Here is a 25094-nt window from a genome sequence, read left to right as displayed (position 1 = left end):
AGAACACGCTCCCCACCGCGTTCTACAGCACGTAGAGTAGGAGGTGCGTGAGGCGTCGACCGGGAGGCCTCCATTTGAGAGGACCCCCTGTGCAGACCACGTTCACCGTCGCCGGCATGACCTGCGAGCACTGCGAGAAGCGAGTCGCCGGGGAGGTGGGCGATGTCTTCGGTGTCGAGTCCGTGACCGCCGACCACGTGACGGGCCTGATCTCAGTGACCAGCGCCTCTGCGCCCGATCCCGAGGCTGTCCGCGAGGCGGTCGAGGAGGCGGGCTACACCGTCGTCGATGGCTGAGACGGTCTCGCCACAAACGGCAGCCGACCCCGCCCAGCGAACTCGCGATCGGCGCACGGCCCTCGGCTCCGTTTTCGTCGGCATCCCGCTGCTCGCCGTCGTCGTGACCGTCGTCGTGATGGGCCCGTCCGGGTACGAGTCCCTGCACCGACCTGTGCCCGACCTCGTCACGTCCCTGACGAGCGGCCTGCTCCGGGTCGTGGCCGAGTGCGCCAGCTCCGTGACGGTGGGCGCCTTGTTCTTCGCCGCCTTCGTCCGAGCGCGTTCGGGCGCACGCCGGCTGGTCGTCGACAACGGTCGTGACCTCGGCACCATCCGGTGGGCCTCGCTCCTCTGGGCCCTCAGCGCGACGAGCCTCGCAGCCGTCGACGCCGCCGACGCCAGCGGCCAATCGCTCGACCGCCTGCTGGAGCCTGGCTCGCTCTCGTACCTGATGTCCGCCTCCTACTTGCCCGGCGCGTGGGTGGTGGCAGCTGTAGTCGCGTGGACCATCTACCTGATGGCGAACTTCCTGGGCACATGGCAGCCGCTTCTCGTCATGCTCGCCCTCAGCCTCATCGCCGTCCTCGCCCCTGTCGTCGTCGGGCAGGTCCTAGTCGGACCGCAACACGACTTCGGCGGCGACGCTGCCATCATTGGCACACCCGCCATGACCATCCTCACGGGGCTCGTGTTCCTGGTGGCCTGGGCTGCTGCGCGGGGGGATGCCCTCGGCGCCGTCGAGTCCCGCCGCCTGCGGTGGACGGCGGTCGTGACCGGCGCGATCGCCGCGGGCACCCAGGTGATCATCGCCGCGTTCATGTTGGCGGGCTCGGCTCCGTGGGAGACAGCGACGGGGTGGCTGTTCCTGGTGCGGTTCGCCCTCCTCGGCGCCCTCGGCGTGCTCGGTTGGCGGGCGACACGACCAGATGCCGCTCCGAAGCACTCGACCTGGACGATCACGTCACTCACTGCCCTGCTGCTCTCTGCACACCTGGGGATCGCCAGCGCCATGACGCGCATCCCGCCTCCTCAGTACTTCGTCCCCACCTCGGTGGACCAGGTGTTCCTCGGCTACGACGTCGACAGCGAGCCGAGCCCGCTCGTGCTCCTCCTGGAATGGCGGCCCAACATTCTCTTCGCCGTCCTGACCGCCGCCGGGATAGGCCTGTACCTCTGGGGTGTCCGACGGCTCCGACAGCGAGGCGACGCCTGGCCCGTGGGACGCACGGTCGCATGGGTGCTCGGCTGGGCCACGGTGTTCCTCACGACGTCCTCCGGCCTCGGCAAGTACTCCAGCGTGTCCTTCAGCCTGCACATGATCCTGCACATGTCCCTCAACATGCTCGGGCCGCTGCTGCTCGTGATGGGCGGCGTCGTGACGCTCGCCCTGCGAGCCAGCACCGCGCACCGGAGGAACGAGCCCGCAGGCGTGCACGAGTGGATCACCGCGGTGCTGAACTGGCGCCTGACCCACGCGTTCTACCACCCAGTCCACGTCTTCGTCTCGTTCGTCGGCACCTACTACCTGCTCTACCTGACGCCGATCTTCGGGGAGGCACTGAGGTACCACTGGTCACACCAGCTGATGAACCTCGACTTCCTCGTCATCGGCTACGTCTTCTACAGCCTCGTCATCGGCGTCGACCACCCGCCACGTCCGCTGCCCCACATCGGCAAGCTCGGCCTCGTCCTCGCCGCGATGCCGTTCCACGCCTTCTTCGGCGTCGTCATCATGTCGAGCGAGACCGTGATCGCACAGAACTACTACGAGTACATCGGCAAGTGGTGGATGACCGATCTCGCCCACGATCAGTACGTCGGCGGCGGCATCGCCTGGGCCGCCGGCGAGCTTCCCCTGATCGCAGTCGTCATCGCCCTCGTCACCCAGTGGTCGAGACAGGACTCCCGACGCGCGAAGCGGGTCGACCGCCACCTCGACAGCGGCATCGACGACAGCTTCGAGGCCTACAACGACATGCTCCACCGGCTCTCCGGCCGGAGCACCACCCCCTCGGGACCGCCCGAGACGACGGCGACCGCCGAGCGGGTGCCCGAGATGAAGGACCAGACGTGACCACCACCTCCCAGCCCACGGCAGCCGTCGACACGACCACCGGCCCGTCGGAGGCGTACTTCGAGCTCGACGTCGGCGGCATGACCTGCGCTTCGTGCGCGAACGCCGTGGAGCGGAAGCTCAACAAGCTCCCCGGGGTGACCGCCTCGGTAAACTACGCCACCGAGCGCGCGCTCGTCTCGGGGCTGGCCCCCGCGCAGGTCGACACGGCCATCGCCGCGGTCGAGAAGGCGGGCTACGCCGCCGCGATGCGACAGGGCGACGACGACAGCTGGACCGCCAGGGCCACCGAGACCACGATCACGTCGCTGCGTCGCCGACTCGCCGTGGCGGCGCTGCTCACCATCCCGCTCTGCGACCTGACGATCCTGCTCGCGCTCGTGCCTGGTTTCCGGTTCCCGGGCTGGCAGCTCGTCTGCGTCCTGCTGGCCGTGCCCATCGTCACGTGGGCGGCGTGGCCGTTCCACAAGGCGACCTGGCGCAGCCTTCGTCGAGGCACGTTCGGCATGGACAGCCTGGTCTCGCTCGGCAGCATCGTGTCCTTCGGGTGGGCTGTCTACACGCTCGTCTTCGCCCCGAGCACAGAGCCGGGCTACTGGCTCGGCTTCGGCGTGACCCCCGCCGGCGCCGACGCCATCTACCTCGACGTCGCCGCCGGCATGGTCACGTTCCAGCTCGGCGGGCGCTACTTCGAGACCCGCTCGCGCCGCCGCGCCGGTGACGTGCTGAACGCCATCGGGAACCTCGCCGTCCGGCAGGCCCGCATCCGAGACGCCGACGGTGCCGAGCGTGTCGTGCCGTCGACCGAGCTCCGTGTCGGAGACACGGTCGTCGTCCTCCCTGGCGAGCGCATCGCCGTTGACGGGACCGTCTCGTCCGGGACATCCACCGTCGACACCAGCGCCATGACCGGTGAGTCCGTCCCCGCAGACCTGGCACCGGGAGACGACGCCATCGGCGGAACGGTCAACGTCACCGGGCGTCTGGAGATCACCGCAGTCACCGTCGGCGCCCGCACCCGCCTGGCACAGATGGCGGCCCTCACCGAGGACGCCCAAAGGCGCAAGGCCGGGGTGCAGACCTTCGCCGACAAGGTCTCGTCCGTCTTCGTGCCCTGCGTGATCGCCCTCGCAGCCATCGTGACCGCCATCTGGCTCCTGACCGGCGCCGAACCCTCGACGGCCGTCGGCAACGGCATCGCTGTCCTGATCATCGCGTGCCCCTGCGCCCTCGGCCTCGCCACCCCGACCGCGCTCATGGTCGGCATCGGCCGCGGCGGCCAGCTCGGCGTGCTCATCAAGGGACAGGACGCCCTCGAGGCGAGCGGCGTCATCGACACCGTCGTCCTCGACAAGACCGGCACCGTCACCACCGGCGGCATGCGCGTCGTCGACGTCGTCGTCACCGGGACGCTCGATCGGGAGACCCTGCTGCACCTCGCCGGCAGCGTCGAGACCGCCTCGGAACACGCTGTGGCCCGCGCCGTCACGGCGGCAGCATCCGCCGAGGTCGGTGCCCTGTCCACGCCCGAGGGCTTCACGGCGCTGACCGGCCTCGGAGCACGCGCCGTCGTCGACGGCCACCAGATCCTCATCGGCAACGCCCGCCTCCTTCGCGAGAACGGGATCGAGCTCGACGCCGTGCTCACCGAGGCGGTCGAACGGCTCGGCTCGACCGGCGCCTCCGCGGTCCTGCTGGCGGTCGACGGCATCGCCTCGGCAGTGTTCGGGGTGCACGACGACATCAAGCCGTCCGCACCCGCCGCGGTCGCGGGCCTCCGAGCACTCGGCCTGCGCACCGTGCTCCTGACCGGGGACACGGACGGCGTGGCACAGACGGTCGGCGCAGCCATCGGAGTCGACGAGGTAATTTCGGGCGTCCTGCCGACCGACAAGGCCGCCGCGATCTCCGCCCTCCAGGCCGACGGGCACAGGGTCGCGATGGTGGGCGACGGCGTGAACGACTCCGCTGCCCTCGCGACCGCCAACCTGGGGCTCGCGATGGTGCAGGGCACCGACATCGCGATGAAGGCCGCCGACATCATCCTGGTCAGGGACGACCTCCGGGTGGTCGTGGACGCCGTCCAGCTGTCACGCCAGACGCTCCGGACGATCAGGCTAAACCTCGTCTGGGCGTTCGGGTACAACGTCCTCGCCATCCCGCTGGCTGCGGTCGGCTTGCTCAACCCGCTGATCGCGGCGGCGACGATGGCCCTGTCGTCGGTGCTCGTCGTGTCGAACAGCCTGCGACTGCGCTCGTTCGAGCCGAACCGCAGCGGAGGCGCACCTCGCGGGTGATGCGCCTCCGCTGACGTCGGTCAGCCCTGCACGCGTACCGCCAGCAGAGACCGCCGGTGGGAGGGTGCGTGCCGGTTGCTGGCGTCCACGAGGCGACGAGCGCGGAGCGTCAACGACTCGTCCTCGGCCAGGTGCGCCATCTTGACCAGCGCGTTGGCGGTGTGCACGGCTCCCAGGCGCCGCGCGGCCGCGTCGTCGGCGATGAGCTCGACGAGCATCCTGGTGGTGCGCTCGAGGTGACGGGCTCCAGCCAGGCCCGGAGTGCACGCCCTGTTGAGCTGCGCGAGCTGCGCGATCACGCCGTGGTGTTGCCGCAGATGCGTCCGCTCGTGCTCGACGACCGCCGCCAGCTCGACAGCGGTCAGAGCCCGCTCGAGCGCCGTCGTGACGAGCACGCGGTTGCTCGGGGCCGGGATGCTCATCGCGAAGGCGCGGTCGAAGGGCACCACGGTCACGTCCACCCCTCGCACCCGTGTACTCGGGTGGCAGGCAGCCACCAGCGCCATCTGCTGGTGCAGGGCCCGGTCCGTCGCCGCGAGCGGCTCGAACCGCGTCGTGACGAGCGCCACCAGCCCCCCGACGGCGACGAGACCGCCCCAACCGACCACGACCAGCACCGTCGACGCGAACCAACCGCCCATCGGGCCCGACGGGGCCTCCCGAGAGAACGCGACCGCTGCCATCGAGTTGACGAGCCCGAGAGCAGCCGCAGCAATGCCGCCAAGGAACGCGGTGTACCAGGAGGCGAGCGCCAGCCGCGGGAAGCGGAACCGCCAGCGGCCATGGGCCAGTACGAAAGGTGCACCGACGATCAGCACAAGTGACGCCCCGATGCAGGCGAGCACGGTGACGGCGACCGCCACCTAGATCACCCCGCCCGAGGTGAGTCGGCCGGGGGTCAGTTCACCAGGGGTCAGTCGGCCTCGAGCGCCGCCCGTAGCGCCTCGACGTCGCGAGGGTCGAGCTGCCCGGCGAAGCGCAGCAGCGCAGCGCTGCGGTCGCTGCTCGCGACGAGTGCAGAGACCATCGTGCTCGCCGCAGACTCCGACTCCGACTGTGCCGCCGAGAAGACGAATCCGCCGCCCGCCGCGGGTGCCTTGTTGACGGACCCCTTCTTGTGGAGCCGATCCAGGATCGTGAGCACAGTCGTGATCGCCGGGGTCGCGTCGTGCTCGAAGGTCGCCTGGATCTCCTTCGCTGAGGCGGGCGCGCCCGCACGCCAGAGGGCTCTCATGACCTCGTTCTCGAGCTCGCCGCGAGAACGCTTGGCGGGAGTGTCGGACTTGTCGGTCATCGCTCGATCTTATCCGGGCAAGGGCCCCCTCGATCGTCACGACGGCTCGGGGTTCCGCGGCACTCACGGCGCCTCCGTGCCCGTTGCCCCACCCGACACCTGCGCCACGAACTTCGCGAACGCGGCGGCGTCGGTCGGCGAGCCCTGGTACTGCTGGCCGTTGACCAGCACGGTCGGCGTCGCGGACACCGCGGCGAGGTCGGAGTTCGGCACCGGGTCGTTCAGCGCGCGCTCCGTCGCGGAGGCGACCCAGTCGGTGAACTGCCCGTCGGTGATGCAGGAGGCGATGTCTGGGTCGTCGGCGCCGGCGCCCTGGACCAGCGTGACCAGCTCGTCGTTCGTCAGGCCGGTCGTGTTCTCGGCCGGCTGCTGCGCGAACAGGGCGGTGTTGACGTCGAGCGCCGTGTCGGGCTGGTAGTTCGCGACGCAGGCCAGGGCGTTCGCCGACCGGGTCGAGTACTTCGACCCGAGGCTCGCGTTGTCGAGGAACCCGAGGGGGTGGATCTCGAGGTCGGCCACGCCCTGCGTGACCCAGGTCTCGAGCTGCTCGGCGTTCGTGGTGTCGAACTGGCCGCAATAGGGGCACATGTAGTCGAGGTAGACGACGATGCTCGGCTTCTCGGCCGTGCCGGCCGCGGACGGCGTGGGGGAGCCGTCGGCGGGCGTCGCGTCCGTCGACAGGGCGGAGACGGTCGCGCCGTCGCCCGAGAGCACGATCCCGTCGCTGGCCATGTTGAGGGGGCCGGGGCCCGCGGGTGCGATCGACCGGGTGATCACCAGGGCGACGACGGCCAGCACCGCGAGCACGCCGACGACGAGGCCGCCCTGCAGGGCCCACTTGTTGCGGCGCCGTCTCTTGGCTTCTGCCTCCCGGGTGATGCGGGCCTTCTCGCGGGCCGACTCCCGTCGTTCGCGCTTGGTCTCAGAATTCTGTGTTGTCGACAAGATGACTCGTCTCGTTCTCGTCGGCACGGGGTGCCGGAGTGTCCATGAGGTCTCGTCCGGTCGCAGGGACGCAGACGGGCGCATGCCGGGACGTCGTCCACGGCGAGGATGCGCGGGGAGCTTCGCCTGCGCGGACGCTTCGGCGAAGCACACGAGGCGCCTTCTCGGCGCATCGTGCATCAATTCGGATCAGGCGGGGAGCGGCGGCCCTCGGAGGGGCTGGGCGGGCACCGCGGCGCGGAGCGCATGGGGGACGATCCGTGCGACTCGCGGCACGAGGTGCCGCACTATCTGCGGTGCTGTGGTCGCCGCGATCCCCGAGACCGTGATCACGGTCAGGAGTACCTGGTCCGCCAGGCCGACGGCAGCGCAGACAGCCCTCTCGCCACGCCAGAGACCGACGACGGTGACGAGCGCAGCCGCGGCATGCGCGATCCACATGGCGCCGCCGTGGTGCATGGCGGGCATCGTGCCCGACGACATCGATGTGTCGGCCGCGAGCACCATCGTCTCGTGCGCGTGGTGCCCGCCACCTGAGACGTCGACGCGCGCGGCGCCTCCTCCGCCCAGGGAAAAGAGCAGATGGAAAGCCGCCTGGGAGACGGCGACGACGATCGAGAGCCGGACGAGCGACGGCCCTCGTCCCGCCAGGGCGACGCTCAGCGGCAGCGAGAGTCCGATCGCGAGGACGACACCGAGCACGCCAGGAGAGGAACCCCCACCCGCGACGTGCGAGAACGCCGCCAGGGTCACCGCCGCCAGGGTCGCCGATGAGCCACGCGCCAGGCGTCCCCATCTCGACTGCACTGTGGCCGCCTCCCGCTCGTTCCGGCTCTCAGCCTAGATGGCCGACACCGCGCGCTGGTGGGCGTTCGTCGTCGAGGCGTCGTCCTCGGTGTCCGCGACGGCAGGGACGGCCAGGGCCCAGGCGTTCATCGACTCGAGCACGGGCCGGAGACCCAGGCCCGTCGGGGTCAGCTCGTAGACGACCCTCGGGGGGATCTCGGCGTACACCGTCCTGGTGACGAGGCCCGACGTCTCGAACTTGCGGAGGCGGTTCGTCAGGGTGTGAGCGCTGATGCCCGGCAGCGACTCCTTCAGCTCGGAGAACCGCGCCGGCCCCTCGAGCAAGTTCCGGACGATGAGAGTCGCCCAAGGGCCATCGAGCAGGGTCAGGAACTTCGCGATGCCGCACTCGGGCCAGATATCCCCACAGAAAGCCATGAAAAGCGAGCTTAGGCTATTAGTGCAGTTGACGTAACCGATGCACCAGATGCACTAATGGTTTCATGACCTATCTCATCCACGGCGCCACGGGCGCCCAGGGCTCCCCCGTCGTTGCCGCGCTCACCAAGTCCGGCGCCTCCGTTGCCGCGGCTGTCCGCGACCCCTCCACCTACTCGGGAGACGGCACCGCCGTCGCCGTCGACCTCACCTCCGTCGCATCGCTGGCGGCCGCCTACGAGGGCGTGGACGGCGTCTTCGTCCACCTACCGATCGGCACTGGTGAGCAGCAGCTCGCTCACGCCCGCAACATCGTCGCCGCGGTCGACAAGGCACGGCCCGCACGGGTGGTCGTCTCCACCAGCGGCTACTCGGCCGAGGACGACGGCTCGGGTGAGAACCCCGTGGCCGCGCTGGCGGCCGGGCTGACGGCGACGGGCGTCTCGGTCGCGATCGTCGCGCCTCGCCTCTTCCTCGAGAACCTCCTGCTTCCTCCCGTCACGTCTGTCGTCGAGAGGGACGGCGTGCTCCGCTACCCGATCCGAGAGGACTACGCCGTGTCGTGGAGCTCGCACCTCGACGTCGCGGATGTGGTCGCACGACTGCTCGCCGACACGTCGGTCACCGGCATCGTCGGAGTCGGCGCGCTTCCGGGACTGCGGGGAGCGGACCTCGCGGCCGGCTTCGCAGCGCAGCTCGGGCGCGAAGTGCACTTCGAGTCCCAGGAGCCCGACGACTTCGGGAGCCTGATCGAGCCGCTCTTCGGCAAGGCCGGCTCCGACCCGGTCGTCGACTCGTACCGCTGGCGCGCCACCCAGGAGTCCGAGCTGATCGCCCCGGCGACGAGCGCTCAGGAACGCCTCGGTCTCAGCCCTCGCTCCGTCGAGAAGTGGCTGGTCGACCTGCAGGGCTGACGCTCAGTACGGTTGAGCGCCGGGCCTGCTGAACGACGGGATCACGATGGACGACACGTATGCACTCCGCGCGATGAGCGAGGCGGACCTCCCCGCCGTGCTCTCGATCTACCAGCAAGGGATCGACGGAGGCGTTGCGACGTTCGAGTCAGCACCCCCGACTCCCGGCGAGTTCGACGCCTCTCGGCTCGCCGAGCACCGGATCGTCGCGGCCTCAGCCTCCGGCCGCGTCGTCGGCTGGGCTGCTGTCTCTCCCGTGTCTCGCCGGGCCGTCTACGGCGGCGTCGTCGAGCACTCGGTGTACGTCGACGCCGTCGCGCGAGGCAAGGGAGTCGGGCGAGCTCTGCTCCTGGCCCTCGTGGAGTCGACCGAAGCGTCCGGCATCTGGACCCTGCAGGGCGTGGTGTTCCCCGAGAACACGGCCAGCCTCGCGCTCCACGCCGAGCTGGGGTTCCGGGTGGTGGGTCGGCGAGAGCGGATCGCCGCACCCCTGTCCGGGCCTCAGGCGGGGCGCTGGCGCGACACGATCCTCATCGAACGTCGATCTCCGCTCGTCTGACGAGGTCGTTGCCAGCTCCGGGGCGAGTCGCGACAGGTGCCCCGCGGGCTTGCACGCAAGCCCGCGGGGCACGTGTCGTCACTGCGGGACGGACCCGCCCAGGACGAGGTCTCCTACTCGTCGAGGCGCGGCCGCCGTCATCCGTGCGCCCGCGCGGTGGAGCTCATCGGCAGTCCCGAAGCCGTAGAGCACGCCGATCACGTCGACGCCGTTCTCCAGGGCGGCTTCCACGTCGTGCTCGCGATCGCCGATCATCACTACCTGTTCCGGCGCAGCGCGTCTCGATTGCATCGCGCGGCGGAGCGTGACGACCTTGGCGACCACGTCGTCGGGAGCACGACCGTGCACCGTCGTGAAGGAGGAACGGAGTCCTGCCGTCTGCAAGGCACCCTCGGCGAATTCCTGGATCTTGGCCGTCACCACGCCGAGTTCGACCCCGGCAGCGAGCAGGCGCTCGAGGAGTTCGCCGACGCCCGGGTACGGACGGTACTGGGAGATCCCCACGTCTGCGTAGTGCTCGCGGTAGTGCCCGACAGCTTCGGTCACAGCCGCCGCGTCGAACCCGTAGAGATCACGGAACGAGTGCTCCAGGGGCGGGCCGACGAATCGACGCAGAGCAAGGGGGTCGTTCTCGACGAAGCCCATCTGGGCCAGGGCGTGAGCTGCAGCGTCCGTGATGCCCGAGCCCGGGTCGCAGAGCGTTCCGTCGATGTCGAAGAGGGCTACGTCGTACCGCCGGTGTTGCATGTGGTCTCCTGACCTCGCGACGGGAAAGCACCTGTCATCCCCTTTCTCGAGAAAGAGAGAAGCGGAACGTCAGAGGACCGTCGCGAAGCGCTTGCGATAGCTCGACGGGGTGCTGCCGAAGGTGCTGACGAAATTCTGCCTCAAGGTCACGGCGTTGCCGAAGCCACATACTGCGGCGACTTGTCCGATGGGAAGCTCCGATGCCTCCAGGAGGCGTCGCGCCTCGTCGAGTCGGCGCGATCTGACCCACGCGGCGGGTGTGGACCCGGTGGCCGCCCGGAAGGCACGGATGAAGGTCCGTCGACTCTGGTGAGCGGCGGCAGCGAGCTTGTCGACCCCCAGATCGTCGCCGAGGTTCTGCAGTGCCCAGGCAGTCGCTCGCGCGATCGGATCGTCCGCCCCGTCCTGAGGAACCGGGCGCTCGATGAACTGCGCCTGGCCACCTTCGCGGTGAGGGGCGACGACCAGGCTCCTGGCGACCTTGTTCGCGGCCTCGGCGCCCAGGCGGGTCCGGACGATGTGCAGGCACGCGTCGATGCCCGAGGCTGTTCCTGCCGAAGTGATGACGTCCCCGTGATCGAGGTAGAGGACGTCGGGGTCAACATCGACCCGCGGGTGCTTTCGGTCGAGGGCGTCGATCGCATGCCAGTGCGTAACGGCGCGGCGACCGTCGAGGAGGCCGAGGTCCGCCACGGCGATGGCCCCGAGGCAAAGGCCTGCGATGGTGGCGCCGCGGTCGTGGGCTGCGAGCAGAGCTTGCCGGAGGATCGGTCTGGGTTCCCGGCCGTCCGCGATCCAGGAGGGCACGACGACGACGACGGCGTCCGACGTGGCGTCGACTCCTTGCACGCCACTGATGGCGTAGCCCTCGGCCGTCCGGACCGACCCCGCTCGGTCGGCGAAGAGCACCGTTTCCCAGTCGGCGAGGCCCTGCCTCCTCACTTCGTCGAAAACCATCTGGGGAACGGCGAGATGGAACATCGTTACACCGTCGAACGCATGGATGGCGATCCTCACGATGCCCCTTCCTGTTGGCCTGGAATCATCGTAAGTGTGCACGCGTGCCAATGGCAGACGTTCTGTGAACACCGCAGGATCGTTGTCATCCCCCGAAGTTGATCTGTTAGGAGCACACCATGACCACGCCCGCTCGCGCCCTCGTCCTCGTCGACATCCAACAGGAGTACTTCACCGGCCCGCTGGAGATCCAGTACCCCGCCCCGACGGATTCGCTCCCGCGGATCATCGCCGCCATCGATGCCGCTGAAGCGAACGGCATCCCCGTCGTCGTCGTCCAGCACACATCAGGCGACGACGCCCCGGTGTTCAACCCCACCCTTCCCGGGTTCGCGCTGCACCCCGAGATCGAGCAGCGCCGCACCCCCGCCTGGAAGGCGATCACGAAGCAGTACGGCTCCGTCTTCGCCGGGACCGACCTCGTCGACTGGCTTCGGGAGAACGGCGTCGACACTGTCACCCTCGTCGGCTACATGACCAACAACTGCATCATCGCCTCCGCTGCCCAGGCAGAGACCATCGGCATCGCCGCTGAGGTCCTCTCTGACGCGACCGGAGCCATCAGCATCAGCAACGACGCCGGCCACGTCGACGCGGAGACCGTCCACACGACCCTCATGGCCTTGTTGAACTCGAACTTCGCCGCCGTCGAGTCAACAAACGCCTGGATCACCGCACTGGCCGAGGGAGAAACGCTCCCGAAGGACAACCTGCCCACCTCCGCGACGTCCGGTGCCGAGCGCTTTCCGCGGTAACCCGGTAGGCCCTGCTCGACTGAGCCGCGTGCCCCGACCGGTCCAAGAAGTGTTCGACCGAATGCGTGTTCCGAACGACTGCCTAGCTCGACGGACTCGTCCGCGAAACGGCTTCAGGTGGCCACTGCGCAGGGAGGGATGCGTGCGTGCCGCGGCGAGGTGCCCGCGCGCACGGCGGGGTGCCGCACCCCGAAGTGGACGATGCACCCCGGAACGACGGGGTGCATGGTGCCCGACCTCGTCTTCGACCGAGCAGACGAAGTGCTCGAGAAGATCCGGGCTGCGATCTCCCGGCGAGACCCCCAGCAGTCACCCGCCGATGCCCTGCGCTCCCTCATCCTCGAGGACATCGACAGGTACGTCGAGGACGACGAGGGATTGGCCAAGGGCGAGTTCCCCGCGCAGTGTCGGCTCAGTGCGCTGCTCCGACGTCGGGCCCTGGAGTTCTACGACGACGTCACGACCGCGGTGGCAGCTGAACTCGCAGGCACGGGACCGAACGCGATGTCCGAGCGGGCGTACGCGGCCGCCCTCGTCTCGGTGGTGCAGCAAACCACCGCGAGCATCGGCGATGCGGTCCTCTCGGATGCTCATCGGGGAGACACTCGCGAGCGTCTGGACGGCGCAGCCACGGCGACCCTTGACCACTTGTCGGCCTGGTGGCACAGGGAGTACGCCACCTGAACGCATCGCTAGGGACCATCCCCTACTGGGACGATATTCGATGCCGGATCATGTCGTGGGGCATGCTCGTCCTATGAGCGACGATGAAGGACTATCGCGTGCTCGCTCCGTCGATGCGACCGCAGTGACTGAGCGCCCGACGCCGTGGCTGCCGGCAAGAACCGTCCTCCTCAACCTCGCCTTGATCTTCGTCGGCGGTGGCCTCTTCTGGTTTCTCATCGACCGCGTGCAACCGCCCGTCTGGGTCGCCTTCCTCGCCTAGGCCGCCATCTATACAGCCGGATCACTCGCCATGCGCTTCATTCGAAACGCCCGAGCCGATCGCACTCATAAGTGACGGTGGTGGCCAAGCCACGCGATCCGGTGAGCGATCTTTCTCCGGGCGCAGGCAGCCACCTAGGCGCTGCAACGGAAGACGCACTCGGTCGAGCACCGCTCAGACCGATCTGGGCACTCGGCCAGATCGTGCTCCGCACGAGCGAGACGCGACCGAAGCCGGTCGAGGCGCGCCTGCTTCGCCTCGATCTGACGCATCTGCTCTGCCAAGAGCGGCCGTAGCGCCTCTCGGACATCGGTACAGGACGTCGACTCCATGGTGCTGAGGTGCGCGCCTATCTGATCGAGGGGCAGGCCGAGTTCCTTGCTGGCTTCGATCAGGTCGAGGCGGCTGAGCACGTCCGGGCTGTAGTCGCGATACCCGTTGTGGGCCCTGGCTGGGGTCAAAAGCCCGATGGACTCGTAGTACCGGAGCGCCGTGGCGGAGACGCCGCTGCGCTTACTGACCTCGGAGATTCGCACACCGCGACCCTAGAGCCGCCGACGCCGCTTGACCTTCAAGCGGCTTGAACCTCTACGGTCACTGACGTGCCTACCTCCTCCACATCGGTCCTGCCGTGAACGCGGTCGTTTCCTGGCTCGAACACCGGCAGATCGGCCTCTACCTGGTGGCGATCGCGGTTGCCAGCATCGTCGGCCTCACCGTGCCGGGAGCACACCACCTAGAGGCAACGATCGAGCCTGTGCTCGCGCTGCTGCTGTTCGCGACGTTCCTCGGAGTCCCGTTCGCCGCGATCGGGAAGTCCCTCCGAGACGGACCATTCCTCGCCGCGGTCGGGGTGCTGAACTTCAGCGTCGTCCCCCTCGTTGCCTACGGGCTGTCCCGGTTCGTTGCGGCCGAGCCGGCACTGCTGTTCGGGGTGCTGCTGGTGCTGCTGACCCCGTGCATCGACTACGTGATCGTCTTCGCCGGCCTTGCTGGCGGCGCGTCAGAACGGCTCCTCGCTGCGGCACCGCTGCTCATGCTGGCGCAGATCCTGCTCCTGCCGCTGTACCTGCTGCTGTTCATCGGCCCAGAGGGCGTCGCGGTAGTCGAGGTCGGCCCCTTCGCCCGGGCCTTCCTCCTCCTGATCGTCGTCCCGCTCACCGCGGCCGCGCTCGTGCAGGCACTCGCCCGGCGACACCGATCCGGTGTCGTGATCGAGCGGACGATGCTGGGCCTGATGGTGCCGCTGATGATGGCGACCCTGTTCACCGTCGTGGCCTCGCAAGCGGGAGCCGTCGGGGACTCCCTGGGGCAGCTGCTCGTGCTGGTGCCGATCTACGCCGGGTTCCTCGTCGTTATGGCAGCGCTCGGCGTTGGTGCCGGCCGCATCTTCCGGCTCGACGTGCCAGCGACCCGTGCTTTGGTGTTCAGCGGTGCGACCAGGAACTCGCTCGTGGTTTTGCCGCTCGCGCTGGCCTTGCCGTCATCGCTGTCGCTTGCTCCGGTGGTTGTCGTGACCCAGACGCTCGTCGAACTCATCGGCATGGTGATCTTCGTCCGGCTCATCCCTCGCCTAGTCCCGAGCCAGGGCCGCGAGACTAGACCCGAGCCAGCCAGCGAGCCAGAGAAGCGTCTCGATAGACGGTTTAAGACGACCAACTCCCGACGGTAAGCGTCCATGTCCCGACTGCCCTAGGACTGCGCCGCGTGCGAGCGAATGCGTGAGGCGAGCTTAGTGTCCCGAGCCAGCGCAGTAACCGGGGATCCCCAACGGCCCTGCCCCCACCGCTCCTCGGTCACGGCCACAGCCAGTCGTGCCCGCCCCCACACTCTGACTCAGCATTCGGCGGTCGCCGAACCATGACGTCAGAGCCTTATGACAGGAGGATATTCCGGCTGAACGTCGTGAGTCCGAGCCTGCACTCATCGTGCAGAACGCGCGAACCCGCTTTTCGCGAGTCGCATTGCCGCGCATGAACCGAGATGCAGTTCGCTACCGATTGCTCTCAACGAGACCCAGAACTTATAGAACTGTCGCAGGCAGCCGAAGCCGAGGTCCGATGGCGATTCCCAGAGTCTTCTGGAATGACCCCGTGGGCAACCGTGCGTCACTTCGTCGACGGGGTCGGTTCAGGGTTCGGCAGACGGTGAGCCAGCCGGGGCGACGATCCCTACGCCGCTGTCGAAGCCCACCTCGACGAGTAGTGGAGTGCGGCTGCCGCCGGTGCACTGAGCCCATCGGTACGTGTCGCCCGTCTTGACGGCGGGCTCCACGATGAGGAATCCCGCTCGCGCTCTGCTCAAGGGCGTCGGTGCGGTCGACTGCATCTTTCGACGCGCGGAGCACGCCGATCTTGTCCGCGATTGCCGTTGCCGTGTTTCGAGCGGCGCTGGCGGCGAGCTGCGTTGCAAGTTGGGCAACCTGGGGGGTTACGACATCATCCATAGGCTCAGCTTCCCAGCAAGCACCGACAGCTGTGCTCACGTGCTGCTGATGATTTTCGCTACTCGAGCCATCTGTACCCCTGGGTACTTGGACTCGGGTCCGCTCAGCTGCCGGTCAACTTGGCTAGCCTGGACCGCGACGGTTGTTTGACTACAGACGACGATGCTGGACCGAGCATTGTCGACCGGCACGCCCGCGGCTCGTCCATCCTTTGGCGCTGCCGTCGTAAATGAGAACTCACCGCCAAGGCGCACGTCTGGCAGCTGATTAACGCTGACAACACGATCGCCCTGCCCGTGAGCAACAGCGTCGGAGTACCGGCGAGAGTAGTTCAGCGCTACCGGTTTAGCGGTAAGCGTGCCCATTCCCGAAAATTCTCCCGCCAGAGCGAGACTGGACGAGAGCAAGCATCGGCGCGAAGACCTGACGTTTAAGGCGAGTTTTGTGCGACCGGGCCCTGAAATGACGAATGACCCGATCTCAGATCGGGTCATTCCTGATGTTCTGTGCGCCTGGAGGGACTCGAACCCCCAACCTTCTGATCCGTAGTCAGATGCTCTATCCGTTGAGCTACAGGCGCATTTCCTCGGCCGAATGGCCGGGGGAAACACTACACGACCGAGGGCGTCCTCGCGAATCGAGGGCGCTTCCTCGTCTCGGTCCTGCTCTGTAGCGAACCATGTGACGCGACGAGGGCATCTGCGGCGAGCAGACCCCTCACACGCGTCACATCGATCGCGAGCTACGGGGCGCGCGGGCCCTCGTGGTCGTCGTCGCGGTCCTCGCGGCGGCCGAGCAGGTCGTCGACGTCGGAGGCGTCGACCGATCCCGTGCGGTCGAGCACGTCGCCGGTGGCCTCGCGACCCGTGAGGTGGTCGGGCTCGTCGTCGGTGCCGGGCGCGACGGGCTGCTCCACGTCGCCGTGGTTCTCGGTGCTGCCCGCGACGGGGACCTGCGAGCGGTCGCCGAACTCGGCAGTCTCGTCGGTGACCCCGCCCTGCTGCGGCTCGTTGCTGTTCGTGGTGCTCATCGAGCGCCTCCTCGTGTCGAGCCGACCGTGTCGGCTGATGTGCGTCGATCATGCTCCGGCGACCTCCGCGCCTCCCAGGAGGACGGCCAGGACGCCGACCCGAGCGAGAGCACGGGCGACCGACCAGGTGGGTCGACGGGTGAGCGTGCGCGTCCGCAGTCGGCGCGGGTGTCCGACCGTGCCAGGGTCGACGGGTGGACGAGCGGCGCGGCTGGATCAGGGAGCACGTGCTCGAGGCGCCACGACGCCGCACGTTGCTCTTGCTCTTCCTCGCGATGACCGTGGTCTTCGGCGGGGCGATGGCCGCCGTCGTGGCCGTCCTGGCTCCCCTCGCGGACGTCCCGTCCGGGGTGGGCGTCGCCGCCGCGGTCGCGACGGGCCTGGCCTCGGGGCTGTCGTTCAGCGTCACCATGACGTTGCTCATCGCCTGGACCTGGTCACAGCAGGGAGGCGCGGACCAGGCCGTCCGGATCGCCCGCGCCGTGAAGACCGGCCGCGTCCCCCACCGCGCTGACGTAGCGACCTGGGATCCGATCCTCGCCCGGCAGGAGACCTGGGCGCGGCGCGGCATCTGGCTCTTCACCCTCGAGTTCGCCCTGTTCGTCGGCCTCAACGTGGTCCTGCTCCTTCTCCCGCGGGCACCGGACGACGCGCCCCTCCCGACCTGGATCCCCTGGGCCGGCCTCGTCTTCTTCGGGCTGCTGACCGTCGTCTCCCCGTTCGCGAGCCTGCACCGCCTCCGTCGCGTCCGCGTGCTCCGGGCCGAGCTGCGCCGGGCCGACCGCTCCCTGTGAGTCCACAGCCCTTCTCGACGCATCACCAGGCGGGTGTGAGGCGGCGTCCAGGAGGGGTGCTGTTCTATGGGGAAGTGACTGCAGCCCCCGTTCTCCCGACCTCGAGCGCCGTCCGGCGACACGGGTCGGCCCGGTGGATCGTCGCGGCGAGCGCCTCCGTCGTCGCGTTCGGCGGCGTGTACGTCATGGCCGTGCTGACCGAGACGGGCCAGTCCGTCGAGGACAGCATCCTCAGCTCGGTCGACGACGACCGCCTCCTCGGCTCCGGCTCCGCGCTCGACGCGATCTCGCCCGCGGCGCTCATGCTGCTCGTCGGCCTGACGATGCTGGTCGCGTTCCTCCGACGACGGCCGGGCGCGGCCCTGCAGTCGGGCGTGCTCATCATCGGCGCGACGGTGACGACCCAGGTGCTCAAGCAGCTCGTGCCGCGCCCCGACCTCACCGGCGAGCTGTACGGCAACAGCTTCCCGAGCGGCCACACGACGATCGCCGTCGCCGCCCTCTTCGCCGTGATGACGGCGTTCGGACGCCACGTGCGCCCCCTCGTGTTCCTCATCGGCACGGCCTTCGCCGCGATCGTCGCCGAGCAGACCGTCGCCTACGGCTGGCACCGCTCGAGCGACATCGTCGGCGCCTGCGCCGTCGCCCTCTTCTGGCTCGCCGCCGTCCGCTTCACCGCCTCGCGCCTCGCAGGGAGGGCCCGCGGCCGCCTCCGCAGCCCCGCCGCCGTCGACGCGGTCGGGCCCAAGGCCTTCGCGCTCACCTCCGGCCTGCTGGGGCTCGCACTCGTCGCCTGCCTCACGATCTCGGGTCTCGTCTGGGGCATCGGGATCGGCAGCGACATGAGCGTGACGACCTCCACCGGCAGCGGCGTGCTGACGGGCGCCCGGCTCGCCGCGGCCGGGGTCGTGCTCGTCACCGCCTGGGTCGGCTGGAAGCTCGACCGCCGCTCGTGACCGACGGGACGGTCGTGACGGCCGACGCCCCGCGCTACCTCGGCGTCGACCTCGCCTGGCGCGACTCCACCCCGACGAAGCCCGCGAACGAGACGGGCCTGGCGGTGATCGCCGCCGACGGGACCGTGCTCGACGCCGGCTGGGCCCGCGGCGTCGACGAGGTGACCGAGTGGGTGCTGCACTGGGCCACCCCGGGGTCGCACGTGGCGATCGACGCCCCCGTGCTGGTGCCGAACGCGACCGGCATGCGGCCGAGCGAACGGCTCGTGGGCCGGGCGTACGGACGGTGGCACGTGTCGGCGAACGCCTCCAGCGCCTCCTTGCCGTGGCTCGGTGGACGCACCCTCGGCGAGCGTCTCGCCGCTGCCGGTGCCGTGTACGACGACGGTGTCGCGACGGTGCCGGCCGACGCCGTCTCCTACTTCGAGTGCTACCCGTACACGACGCTCGTCGGCGCCCCGGAGCTCGGCTACGACGAGCGCCGGCCGCGCTACAAGCGTCCCGACACGACCGTCGCCGCGGAGGAGCGGCGCGGCGCACGCGCGGTCGCCTGCGACGACCTGATCTCGCGCCTGGCCGCCCTCGAATCGGCCGACCCGCCGCTGCGGCTGCTCTCGCACCCGGTGTCGCGCCTCCTCGTCGACGAGCCGTCGCCGCTCGTCGACCGGCCGTACAAGCACCGCGAGGACCTGCTCGACGCGCTCGTCTGCGCGTGGACGGCGTCGATGCGCGCCCGCCGCCCGGAGCGGATGCAGGTGCTCGGCGCGGCCGCCGAGCCCGATGCGCTCGGCCGGCGCGCGACGCTGATCTCACCCGCGCGCGAGGTGCAACGGCTCGCCGCGCCCGAGGGCACCGTGCCCGTCGGGCGCGCCCGGCGCTGAGGTCGCGCGCACCGTGTTTCGTGCACCGCACCGGGTCTGGCGCCCTGCCGCAGTCACTGCACCGGGGTTCGTGCACCGCACCAGGTCTAGACGCGGTGCAGTGCACGAAACCCGGTGCAGTGCGGAAGCGGCCGCACGAGCGGGCAAGTGACGGGCGGCACGCGGCGCGCAGCGCGTGGCACGCTGGGCGCATGAGCCCGCGCGTCCCGAGCACCGTCACGATCCGCCGCACGACCGCCGACGACTGGCAGCAGGTGCGCGACCTGCGGCTCGAGATGCTCGAGGACACCCCGATGGCCTACGGCGAGACCCTCGCCACCGGGCTGACGCACGGCGAGGCCGAGTGGCGCTCGCGCGGCGCCCGTGGGCAGGCGCCGCACAGCGTGATGGTCGCCGCGATCGACGACGAGACCGGCGAGTGGCTCGGCACGATGGGCGGCTACCTCGACGCGCCCGGCAGCCCGATGCTCGTCGGCGTCTACGTGCGACCGAGCCGGCGAGGCACGGAGGCGGGGGTCGCCGACGCCCTGCTCGACACGGTGGTCGAGTGGGCGCGCACCGAGGGCTCGGCGCTGACGCTGCACGTCCACGAGGACAACGCGCGGGCGATCGCGTACTACCGCCGTCGGGGCTTCGAGCCGACCGGCGTCACCGTGCCGTACGTGCTCGACCCCGCGAGCCGCGAGCTGGAGCTCAGGCTGCCGCTCGCCTGATCCCGGGCCGGGCGGTCCCTCTCGGCCTCGCGCGGACGCCGTCCGACGTCGTGCCTCCTCCACAGGAGATGCCCAGGCGGATCCAGGGGTACAAATGAGGGATCTTCGTGGACATCTGAGGCACACCGGCGTAGAAAAGGGGCACAGCGGGGGCCACCACCCCCGTCGGCCGGGCCCAACCACCCCGGCAGCAGCTCAGCGACCGAAGAAGGTGTGCCGTGGATCAGACGGCCGAGGGGACGATGCGGCGACCGGCCGCGCTCTCCTTCGTGCGCCTCCTCGTGGTCTCCGGCCTCGTCGCTCTCGCGGCAGTCGTGCTGAGCTTGTTCTTCTCGTCGACGTCCGCGTCGGCGGCACCGGCCCCTCCCCCGGCCGACTCGTCGCTGCTCGGCGGCGTCACGTCCGCGGTCGAGGGCGTCGCGCAGTCGCTCGACGCTCCCGTCGCCGCCGTAGGGACGACCGCAGGAGGCGCGGTGTCGACGGTCGCGCAGGTCGCCACCCAGGCCACCGCGGTCGCTCCCCCGGCGCAGCAGGTCGTCCAGGCCGTGGCGCCGGTGGTGCCGCAGGCCGTTCAGCAGGTGGCCGCCGCGGCTCCCGTCTCGAGCGTCGTGGCCCCGGTCGCGCAGGTCGTCGACACGGTCGTCGCCGCCACTCCCGTCGTCCCCGCCGTCGTCGGCCAGGCACCGGTCTCGACCGTCACGGCCCCCGTCGCCGGCGTCGTGGACACCGCGCTCGGCAGCACAGGTGACGCGGCGGCAGCACCTGCTGAGGGTCTGCCCGGCGTGCCGGTACGGCCCGTGACGACTCCCCTGCCCGACCGGCCCGGCACGCCCGGTGCGCACGTCGGCGGCTCGCTCCCCTCGACTCCTGCCAGCGGCATCGCGGCCGGCGACGACGCGGCCGCCGCGGCCCTGGCCGACGAGGCGACGGCCGGCTCTGCTGACGTGGTCGCGGCCGACTCCGCCAGCATCCTGCGCGACCGCATCGCGGCGCATGGGGCCGCTGCCGGTGCTGCTCTTCCCGCAGGCGCGGGCACCCCGGCTCCGGTCTCTCCCCTGCCCGGCGACGACCGCTCGCCCCTCGGCGACGACGGCCTCCCGGGCCTGCCCTCGGGCGGCACCGGGTCGACCGGCTCCGGCTCGGCCGGCGCGGGTGCCGGCTCGGCGGGAGCCGTCGTCGGCGACGCGGCCCGCCCCTCCTCGCTCCCCGTTCTCGCCGTCTCGGCGGGCTCCGCGGACGGCGACGACGATCTCCCGTCGACGCCCACGTACGACACCGACAGCTCCCCCGACTGAGGTCGGTCGCGTCGTCAGGGCCCTGCTGCACCCGCAGCCGGCACCTGCCTGCTGACGACACACGCGACCACGCCGCGAGACCGCGGCACCACACCTCACATCGTCTTGGAGTTCGTCATGAACAAGTACGTCTCGAGAGGGCTCACCGGAGCGCTCTTCGTCGGGGGCATCTGGGCCCTCGGAACCACCGCCGCGAACGCGGCACCTGCCACCACCGGAGACGACGGGCTGCTCTCGGGCACCCAGGTCCAGGCCGTCGTCGACGCCCCGGTGTCGGCACTCGGCAACGCGATCTCGGTCGTCGGCGACAGCGCCGCGACGGCACCCGCTGCGCCTGCTGCCGCAGCGACACCGGCCCCTGCGCCTGTTGCCGCACCGGCACCGGCACCCGCACCCGCACCCGCACCGGCACCGGCACCCGCGCCGGCTCCCGCTCCTGCTCCCGCCCCGGTCACGACGACCAGCGGCGACTCGGGTCTGCTCTCGGGCACACAGGGAATCGTCTCGGTCGACGTGCCGATCACGGTCACCGACAACGCGATCTCGGTCGTCGGCGACACGGCCAGCACGGCTCCGGCCGCGCCCGCTCCTGCTGCTCCGGCCCCGGCTCCGACCGCACCGGTCGAGGCCCCCGCGGCGACCACCTCCGGCAGCGACTCGATCGGCGGCGGTACCCAGGCACTCGTCGACGTCGCCCTGCCGGTGACGATCTCCGGCAACGGGCTGTCGCTCCTCGGCGACAGCTCCAGCACGGACGTCGGTGCGCCGGCGACGACGACCCCGACCACGTCGACCCCGGCGACTTCCGGGGCGACGACGAGCGGTGAGGACTCCGTCCTCGGCGGCACGCAGATCGTCCCCGGCGTCTCGGTGCCGGTCACGGTCGGCGGCAACGCCGTCAGCATCCTCGGCGACAGCAGCTCGACCGGCACCACGCCGGCCGTGGGCACGACGCCCACGACGGGCTCGGGCTCGTCCGGAGCAGGCTCGGCGGGCACCACCTCGGGCGACGACGGCATCGCCGGCGGCACCCAGATCGCACCCGTCGTGACTGCTCCCGTCACCGGAGGCGGCAACGCCGTCAGCGTCATCGGCGACAGCAGTTCGACCGGCACCACCACCGGCACGGGCACCACGCCTGCGACCGGCACGGGCAGCACCACCACCGGCACCGACGGCATCCTCGGCGGCACCCAGGTCCTGCCCGTGATCACGGCACCGATCACCGGAGGCGGCAACGCCGTCAGCATCATCGGCGACAGCAGCAGCACCGGCACCACCACCGGCACGGGCACGGGCACCAGCACCACGCCCGGCACCGGCACCGGCACCACGACCTCGGGCACCGACGGCATCGCCGGCGGCACCCAGATCGTCCCCGTCGTGACCGCTCCCGTCACCGCCGGCGCCAACGCCGTCAGCATCATCGGCGACAGCAGCAGCACCGGCACCACCACCGGCACGGGCACCAGCACCAGCACCACGCCCGCCGCCGGCACCGGCAGCACGACCTCGGGCACCGACGGCATCGCCGGCGGCACCCAGATCGTGCCTGTCGTGAACGCTCCGGTCACCGCCGGCGGCAACGCCGTCAGCGTCATCGGCGACAGCAGCAGCACCGGCACCACCACGGGAACGGGCACCAGCACCACGCCCGCCACCGGCACCGGCACCGGCGGCACCACCTCGGGCGACGACGGCATCGGCGGCGGCACCCAGATCATCCCCGTCATCACGATCCCGATCGACCTCGGCGGCAACGCCGTGACCGTCGTCGGCGACAGCAGCACCGACACGACGGGCACCACCGGCACCACGCCCGTCGACCCCGGCACCCCCGTCGACCCGACGGACCCCGGCACCCCGGTGGTCCCCGTGACGCCCGCCTTCCCCTTCGACCCGTCGGACCCCACCACCCCGACGACCGAGGGTGACGGCGACGTCCCGACGACCGGCGGTGGCGAGGTCGTCGTGACGACCAACTCCGGCACCGGCGTGGTGACCGCCTCGACGGCGGGACGCACCGTGTTCGTCTCGACCGCCTCCTCGGCTGGTCAGCCCGTCGCCGCGGCGGCCGACACCTCGGCCCTCGCGTTCACCGGCAGCGAGTCGACGGGCGGCCTCGCGGCCGGCCTGCTGGCCCTGCTCGCCGGGCTCGGACTGCTGCTCGCGGCTCGCCGCCGGGCACGCGCCTGAGCGACGACGCGATCGCACCTGCGACCGCGACGGCAACAGCAACGGCGGCAGCAACAGCGACAGCTCCGCACGGCGGCGCACCGCAGACCGGTTCAGGGCCTGCGGTGCGTCGCCGTGCGCGGACGCGTCCGAGCACGGCGCGTGGCGCTAGGTTGTCGCTCGGAGCCCGCTCGGGCGACAGGGGAACCACACGGGGGACGCATGGCCGACAGCAGCTACGACTACTTCTTCACGGGACCGCACGACGACTCGCGGAGGCTCGTCGACCACGTGGCCCAGGCGCAGGGGTTCCGGCTCGAGCAGATGCCGAACGGCAGCACCAAGGCCGTGCGCGGCGACCTCACCAAGACGCTGTTCCTGGGGGTCTTCGCCGGCAAGGCGTTCCACGTCGTGCTGTGGCTGCAGTACTTCGTCGACGACTCCGACCGCCTCGTGGTGCGCCTCAGCCGCGACCTCGGCACCGGCCTCGTCAAGGGCGGGGCGCTCGGGGCGGCCCGGTCGCAGGAGGCGTTCGCCGAGCTCGCCCACGCCCTCGGCCGTGCGTCGACGGGCGGGCAGCTCGACCCCGGCGCGCACCCGCAGGGCACCCCGCAGCCCTAGTCCAGGCCTCAGCCCGGTCAACCGGCGAGAACTGCCCTCGGCGACACCTCGGAGAGCACTTCTCGTCGGCTCGGCCAGCCGAGCGCCGGCTAGCCCGCGCCGCCGAGCGCCAGCTAGCCGGGCACGCCGTCGACGTACAGCCATCGGCGCGAACGGTCGCGGACGAACCGGCTGACCTCGCGCTGCACCTCGGCGTCCCCGTCGACCCGGCGGTGCGCCGCGAACTCGACGACGCCCTGGTCGTCGAGGGGCCCGCCGCGCTCGGTCCGCAGCACGTCGAGCCGGAACCACCGCGCCGTCGGGTCGAGCTCCAGCTCGTCCGGGCGGGTCGACGGGTGCCACGTCTCGAGCAGCCATGCGGCGTCGCCGACGGCGAACGCGGAGTACCGCGAGCGCATCAGCCGCTCGGCGGTGGGAGCCGGCACGACGTGCGCGTGCAGGGGCCCGCAGCACGCCCCGTAGGTCTCGCCGCTCAGGCAGGGGCAGCGTGCGGAGTCGTCCATCCGTCCATCATCGCCGACCCCGGCGGGCCGACGTGCAGCCGACCGAGCGCAGGAGGTGCTGCGCGGCTGCCCGGCCGCCCCGCACCTCCTCGGCTCCCTCGCCCTGGGCCGACCTCGGCGCCTCAGGCCGCCTCGCCGCCGATGTTCACCATCCAGTGGATGCCGAACCGGTCGTCGAGCTGGCCGAAGCTGTCGCCCCACGGCGCCTTCGCGAGCTGCTCGTGGACCGTGCCGCCCTCGGCGAGCGCAGCGAACCAGCCGGTCAGCCGGTCCTCGTCCTCGGCGGCGCCGAAGAGCGACAGCGAGATCGCGTTCTCGCTCTCGAGCGGGACCGAGTCGGGCCGGTCGGCCGCCATGAGGAGGAGCCCGTGCGGGGTCGCGAGCTGCCCGTGCATGACCTTGTCGCCCTCGCCCTCGCCGCCCATGCCGAACTCGGAGTAGCTGCTGTAGGTGGGGACGCCGCCGAACACGGAGGCGTAGAAGTCGAGCGCCTCGCGGGCCTGGGCGCGGAAAGCGAGATACGGCGTGAGCTGGACGGACATCGGTGCTCCCTCGGTCGTGTCGCCGGCACGTCGGGAGGGCGGCGTGGGCCGGCGGCCGCGCTGCCTCCCGGCATGATGGCAGCGTCGA

At 70.6% G+C, this 25094-nt stretch carries 27 protein-coding genes and 1 tRNA gene; 16 read left to right on the top strand and 12 right to left on the bottom strand.

Annotation, left to right across the window (positions count from 1 at the left end; genetic code table 11):
- The first annotated feature begins 89 nt into the window (after nucleotides 1-89).
- Genes IFT90_RS12135 through IFT90_RS12125 form a run of 3 tightly spaced genes read left to right on the top strand, consistent with a single transcriptional unit; the run spans nucleotide 90 to nucleotide 4649 of the window.
- On the top strand, nucleotides 90-296 hold the full coding sequence (locus tag IFT90_RS12135) for a heavy-metal-associated domain-containing protein (RefSeq protein WP_342212123.1): 207 nt from the start codon (nucleotides 90-92) through the stop codon (nucleotides 294-296).
- On the top strand, nucleotides 289-2352 hold the full coding sequence (locus IFT90_RS12130; protein WP_192042477.1) for a cytochrome c oxidase assembly protein: 2064 nt from the start codon (nucleotides 289-291) through the stop codon (nucleotides 2350-2352). Before IFT90_RS12135 ends, IFT90_RS12130 begins: the two co-directional genes overlap by 8 nt.
- The gene (locus IFT90_RS12125; protein WP_371741067.1) at nucleotides 2349-4649 is read left to right on the top strand and encodes a heavy metal translocating P-type ATPase; all 2301 of its coding nucleotides are present in this window, start codon (nucleotides 2349-2351) and stop codon (nucleotides 4647-4649) included. Before IFT90_RS12130 ends, IFT90_RS12125 begins: the two co-directional genes overlap by 4 nt.
- Nucleotides 4650-4669: 20 nt before the next feature.
- On the opposite strand, the gene IFT90_RS17605 is transcribed toward IFT90_RS12125, so the two are convergent.
- From IFT90_RS17605 to IFT90_RS12100, 5 genes are all read right to left on the bottom strand, one after another.
- Nucleotides 4670-5512: a M56 family metallopeptidase gene (locus IFT90_RS17605; protein ID WP_192042476.1), complete on the bottom strand. Its 843-nt coding sequence runs from the start codon at nucleotides 5510-5512 to the stop codon at nucleotides 4670-4672.
- 50 nt (nucleotides 5513-5562) lie between these two features.
- Nucleotides 5563-5943, bottom strand: coding sequence for a BlaI/MecI/CopY family transcriptional regulator (locus tag IFT90_RS12115; RefSeq protein WP_192042475.1), 381 nt, complete (start codon nucleotides 5941-5943; stop codon nucleotides 5563-5565).
- A 63-nt stretch (nucleotides 5944-6006) separates the two neighbouring features.
- Nucleotides 6007-6888 (bottom strand): thioredoxin domain-containing protein, encoded by an 882-nt coding sequence (locus tag IFT90_RS12110; RefSeq protein ID WP_192042474.1) that lies wholly within the window; start codon nucleotides 6886-6888, stop codon nucleotides 6007-6009.
- Between the two features lie 189 nt (nucleotides 6889-7077).
- Complete coding sequence (locus tag IFT90_RS12105) at nucleotides 7078-7590, bottom strand: hypothetical protein (RefSeq protein WP_192170322.1); 513 nt, start codon at nucleotides 7588-7590, stop codon at nucleotides 7078-7080.
- A 138-nt stretch (nucleotides 7591-7728) separates the two neighbouring features.
- Nucleotides 7729-8112, bottom strand: coding sequence for a helix-turn-helix domain-containing protein (locus tag IFT90_RS12100; RefSeq protein WP_192042472.1), 384 nt, complete (start codon nucleotides 8110-8112; stop codon nucleotides 7729-7731).
- Nucleotides 8113-8177: 65 nt separating this feature from the next.
- Here IFT90_RS12100 and IFT90_RS12095 point away from each other — a divergent pair, with 65 nt between their 5' ends.
- Both IFT90_RS12095 and IFT90_RS12090 read left to right on the top strand, forming a co-directional pair.
- Entirely contained in the window at nucleotides 8178-9026 is an 849-nt protein-coding gene (locus IFT90_RS12095; protein WP_192042471.1) for an SDR family oxidoreductase, read from the top strand.
- Nucleotides 9027-9099: 73 nt separating this feature from the next.
- Nucleotides 9100-9585 (top strand): GNAT family N-acetyltransferase, encoded by a 486-nt coding sequence (locus IFT90_RS12090; RefSeq protein ID WP_192042583.1) that lies wholly within the window; start codon nucleotides 9100-9102, stop codon nucleotides 9583-9585.
- Nucleotides 9586-9663: 78 nt separating this feature from the next.
- On the opposite strand, the gene IFT90_RS12085 is transcribed toward IFT90_RS12090, so the two are convergent.
- Both IFT90_RS12085 and IFT90_RS12080 read right to left on the bottom strand, forming a co-directional pair.
- On the bottom strand, nucleotides 9664-10332 hold the full coding sequence (locus tag IFT90_RS12085) for an HAD hydrolase-like protein (RefSeq protein WP_192042470.1): 669 nt from the start codon (nucleotides 10330-10332) through the stop codon (nucleotides 9664-9666).
- A gap of 69 nt (nucleotides 10333-10401) precedes the next feature.
- Nucleotides 10402-11349 carry a helix-turn-helix domain-containing protein gene (locus tag IFT90_RS12080; protein ID WP_192042469.1) on the bottom strand — a complete coding sequence of 316 codons (948 nt, stop codon included), beginning with the start codon at nucleotides 11347-11349 and terminating at the stop codon, nucleotides 10402-10404.
- Nucleotides 11350-11468: 119 nt separating this feature from the next.
- On the opposite strand from IFT90_RS12080, the gene IFT90_RS12075 reads away from it, so the two are divergent.
- The 3 genes from IFT90_RS12075 (at nucleotide 11469) to IFT90_RS12065 (ending at nucleotide 13050) form a co-directional block, all read left to right on the top strand.
- Nucleotides 11469-12104, top strand: coding sequence for an isochorismatase family protein (locus IFT90_RS12075; protein ID WP_192042468.1), 636 nt, complete (start codon nucleotides 11469-11471; stop codon nucleotides 12102-12104).
- A 225-nt stretch (nucleotides 12105-12329) separates the two neighbouring features.
- Nucleotides 12330-12788, top strand: coding sequence for a hypothetical protein (locus IFT90_RS12070; RefSeq protein WP_192042467.1), 459 nt, complete (start codon nucleotides 12330-12332; stop codon nucleotides 12786-12788).
- 73 nt (nucleotides 12789-12861) lie between these two features.
- Entirely contained in the window at nucleotides 12862-13050 is a 189-nt protein-coding gene (locus tag IFT90_RS12065; RefSeq protein WP_192042466.1) for a hypothetical protein, read from the top strand.
- 134 nt (nucleotides 13051-13184) lie between these two features.
- On the opposite strand, the gene IFT90_RS17320 is transcribed toward IFT90_RS12065, so the two are convergent.
- Nucleotides 13185-13586 carry a MerR family transcriptional regulator gene (locus IFT90_RS17320; RefSeq protein WP_192042465.1) on the bottom strand — a complete coding sequence of 134 codons (402 nt, stop codon included), beginning with the start codon at nucleotides 13584-13586 and terminating at the stop codon, nucleotides 13185-13187.
- 95 nt (nucleotides 13587-13681) lie between these two features.
- Between IFT90_RS17320 and IFT90_RS12055 the strand changes: the two genes are divergently transcribed.
- Entirely contained in the window at nucleotides 13682-14722 is a 1041-nt protein-coding gene (locus IFT90_RS12055) for a bile acid:sodium symporter (RefSeq protein ID WP_192042464.1), read from the top strand.
- A gap of 1281 nt (nucleotides 14723-16003) precedes the next feature.
- Here IFT90_RS12055 and IFT90_RS12050 read toward each other — a convergent pair.
- Nucleotides 16004-16076, bottom strand: a tRNA-Arg gene (locus IFT90_RS12050).
- 162 nt (nucleotides 16077-16238) lie between these two features.
- The gene (locus IFT90_RS12045) at nucleotides 16239-16526 is read right to left on the bottom strand and encodes a hypothetical protein (RefSeq protein ID WP_192042463.1); all 288 of its coding nucleotides are present in this window, start codon (nucleotides 16524-16526) and stop codon (nucleotides 16239-16241) included.
- Nucleotides 16527-16720: 194 nt separating this feature from the next.
- Between IFT90_RS12045 and IFT90_RS12040 the strand changes: the two genes are divergently transcribed.
- The 7 genes from IFT90_RS12040 to IFT90_RS12010 all read left to right on the top strand — a co-directional run bounded on the left by IFT90_RS12040 (nucleotide 16721) and on the right by IFT90_RS12010 (nucleotide 23961).
- Complete coding sequence (locus IFT90_RS12040) at nucleotides 16721-17320, top strand: hypothetical protein (protein WP_192042462.1); 600 nt, start codon at nucleotides 16721-16723, stop codon at nucleotides 17318-17320.
- 74 nt (nucleotides 17321-17394) lie between these two features.
- Nucleotides 17395-18276, top strand: a complete 882-nt coding sequence (locus IFT90_RS12035) for a phosphatase PAP2 family protein (RefSeq protein ID WP_192042461.1) — start codon at nucleotides 17395-17397, stop codon at nucleotides 18274-18276.
- The gene (locus tag IFT90_RS12030; RefSeq protein WP_244644938.1) at nucleotides 18273-19157 is read left to right on the top strand and encodes a DUF429 domain-containing protein; all 885 of its coding nucleotides are present in this window, start codon (nucleotides 18273-18275) and stop codon (nucleotides 19155-19157) included. The genes IFT90_RS12035 and IFT90_RS12030 overlap by 4 nt, the downstream gene beginning before the upstream one ends.
- A 191-nt stretch (nucleotides 19158-19348) precedes the next feature.
- A complete protein-coding gene (locus IFT90_RS12025; RefSeq protein WP_192042460.1) occupies nucleotides 19349-19870 on the top strand; it encodes a GNAT family N-acetyltransferase in 522 nt (173 codons plus the stop codon).
- Nucleotides 19871-20088: 218 nt separating this feature from the next.
- Nucleotides 20089-21165 (top strand): hypothetical protein, encoded by a 1077-nt coding sequence (locus IFT90_RS12020; protein ID WP_192042459.1) that lies wholly within the window; start codon nucleotides 20089-20091, stop codon nucleotides 21163-21165.
- Nucleotides 21166-21282: 117 nt separating this feature from the next.
- Nucleotides 21283-23361, top strand: coding sequence for a chaplin family protein (locus IFT90_RS12015; protein WP_192042458.1), 2079 nt, complete (start codon nucleotides 21283-21285; stop codon nucleotides 23359-23361).
- Between the two features lie 201 nt (nucleotides 23362-23562).
- Nucleotides 23563-23961 carry a hypothetical protein gene (locus IFT90_RS12010; RefSeq protein WP_123547067.1) on the top strand — a complete coding sequence of 133 codons (399 nt, stop codon included), beginning with the start codon at nucleotides 23563-23565 and terminating at the stop codon, nucleotides 23959-23961.
- A gap of 113 nt (nucleotides 23962-24074) precedes the next feature.
- Here the strand turns inward: IFT90_RS12010 and IFT90_RS12005 are convergent, their stop codons facing one another.
- Together IFT90_RS12005 and IFT90_RS12000 are read right to left on the bottom strand one after the other, a co-directional pair.
- The gene (locus tag IFT90_RS12005) at nucleotides 24075-24464 is read right to left on the bottom strand and encodes a YchJ family protein (protein WP_192042457.1); all 390 of its coding nucleotides are present in this window, start codon (nucleotides 24462-24464) and stop codon (nucleotides 24075-24077) included.
- A 122-nt stretch (nucleotides 24465-24586) separates the two neighbouring features.
- Nucleotides 24587-25006, bottom strand: a complete 420-nt coding sequence (locus IFT90_RS12000; protein WP_192042456.1) for a VOC family protein — start codon at nucleotides 25004-25006, stop codon at nucleotides 24587-24589.
- Nucleotides 25007-25094 lie beyond the last annotated feature (88 nt).

It is taken from the genome of Frigoribacterium sp. CFBP 8766 (assembly GCF_014841435.1).
Classification (GTDB): domain Bacteria; phylum Actinomycetota; class Actinomycetes; order Actinomycetales; family Microbacteriaceae; genus Frigoribacterium.
The sequence above is the reverse complement of the archived record's forward strand: the minus strand, read 5'-3'. Positions and strand labels throughout refer to the sequence as shown.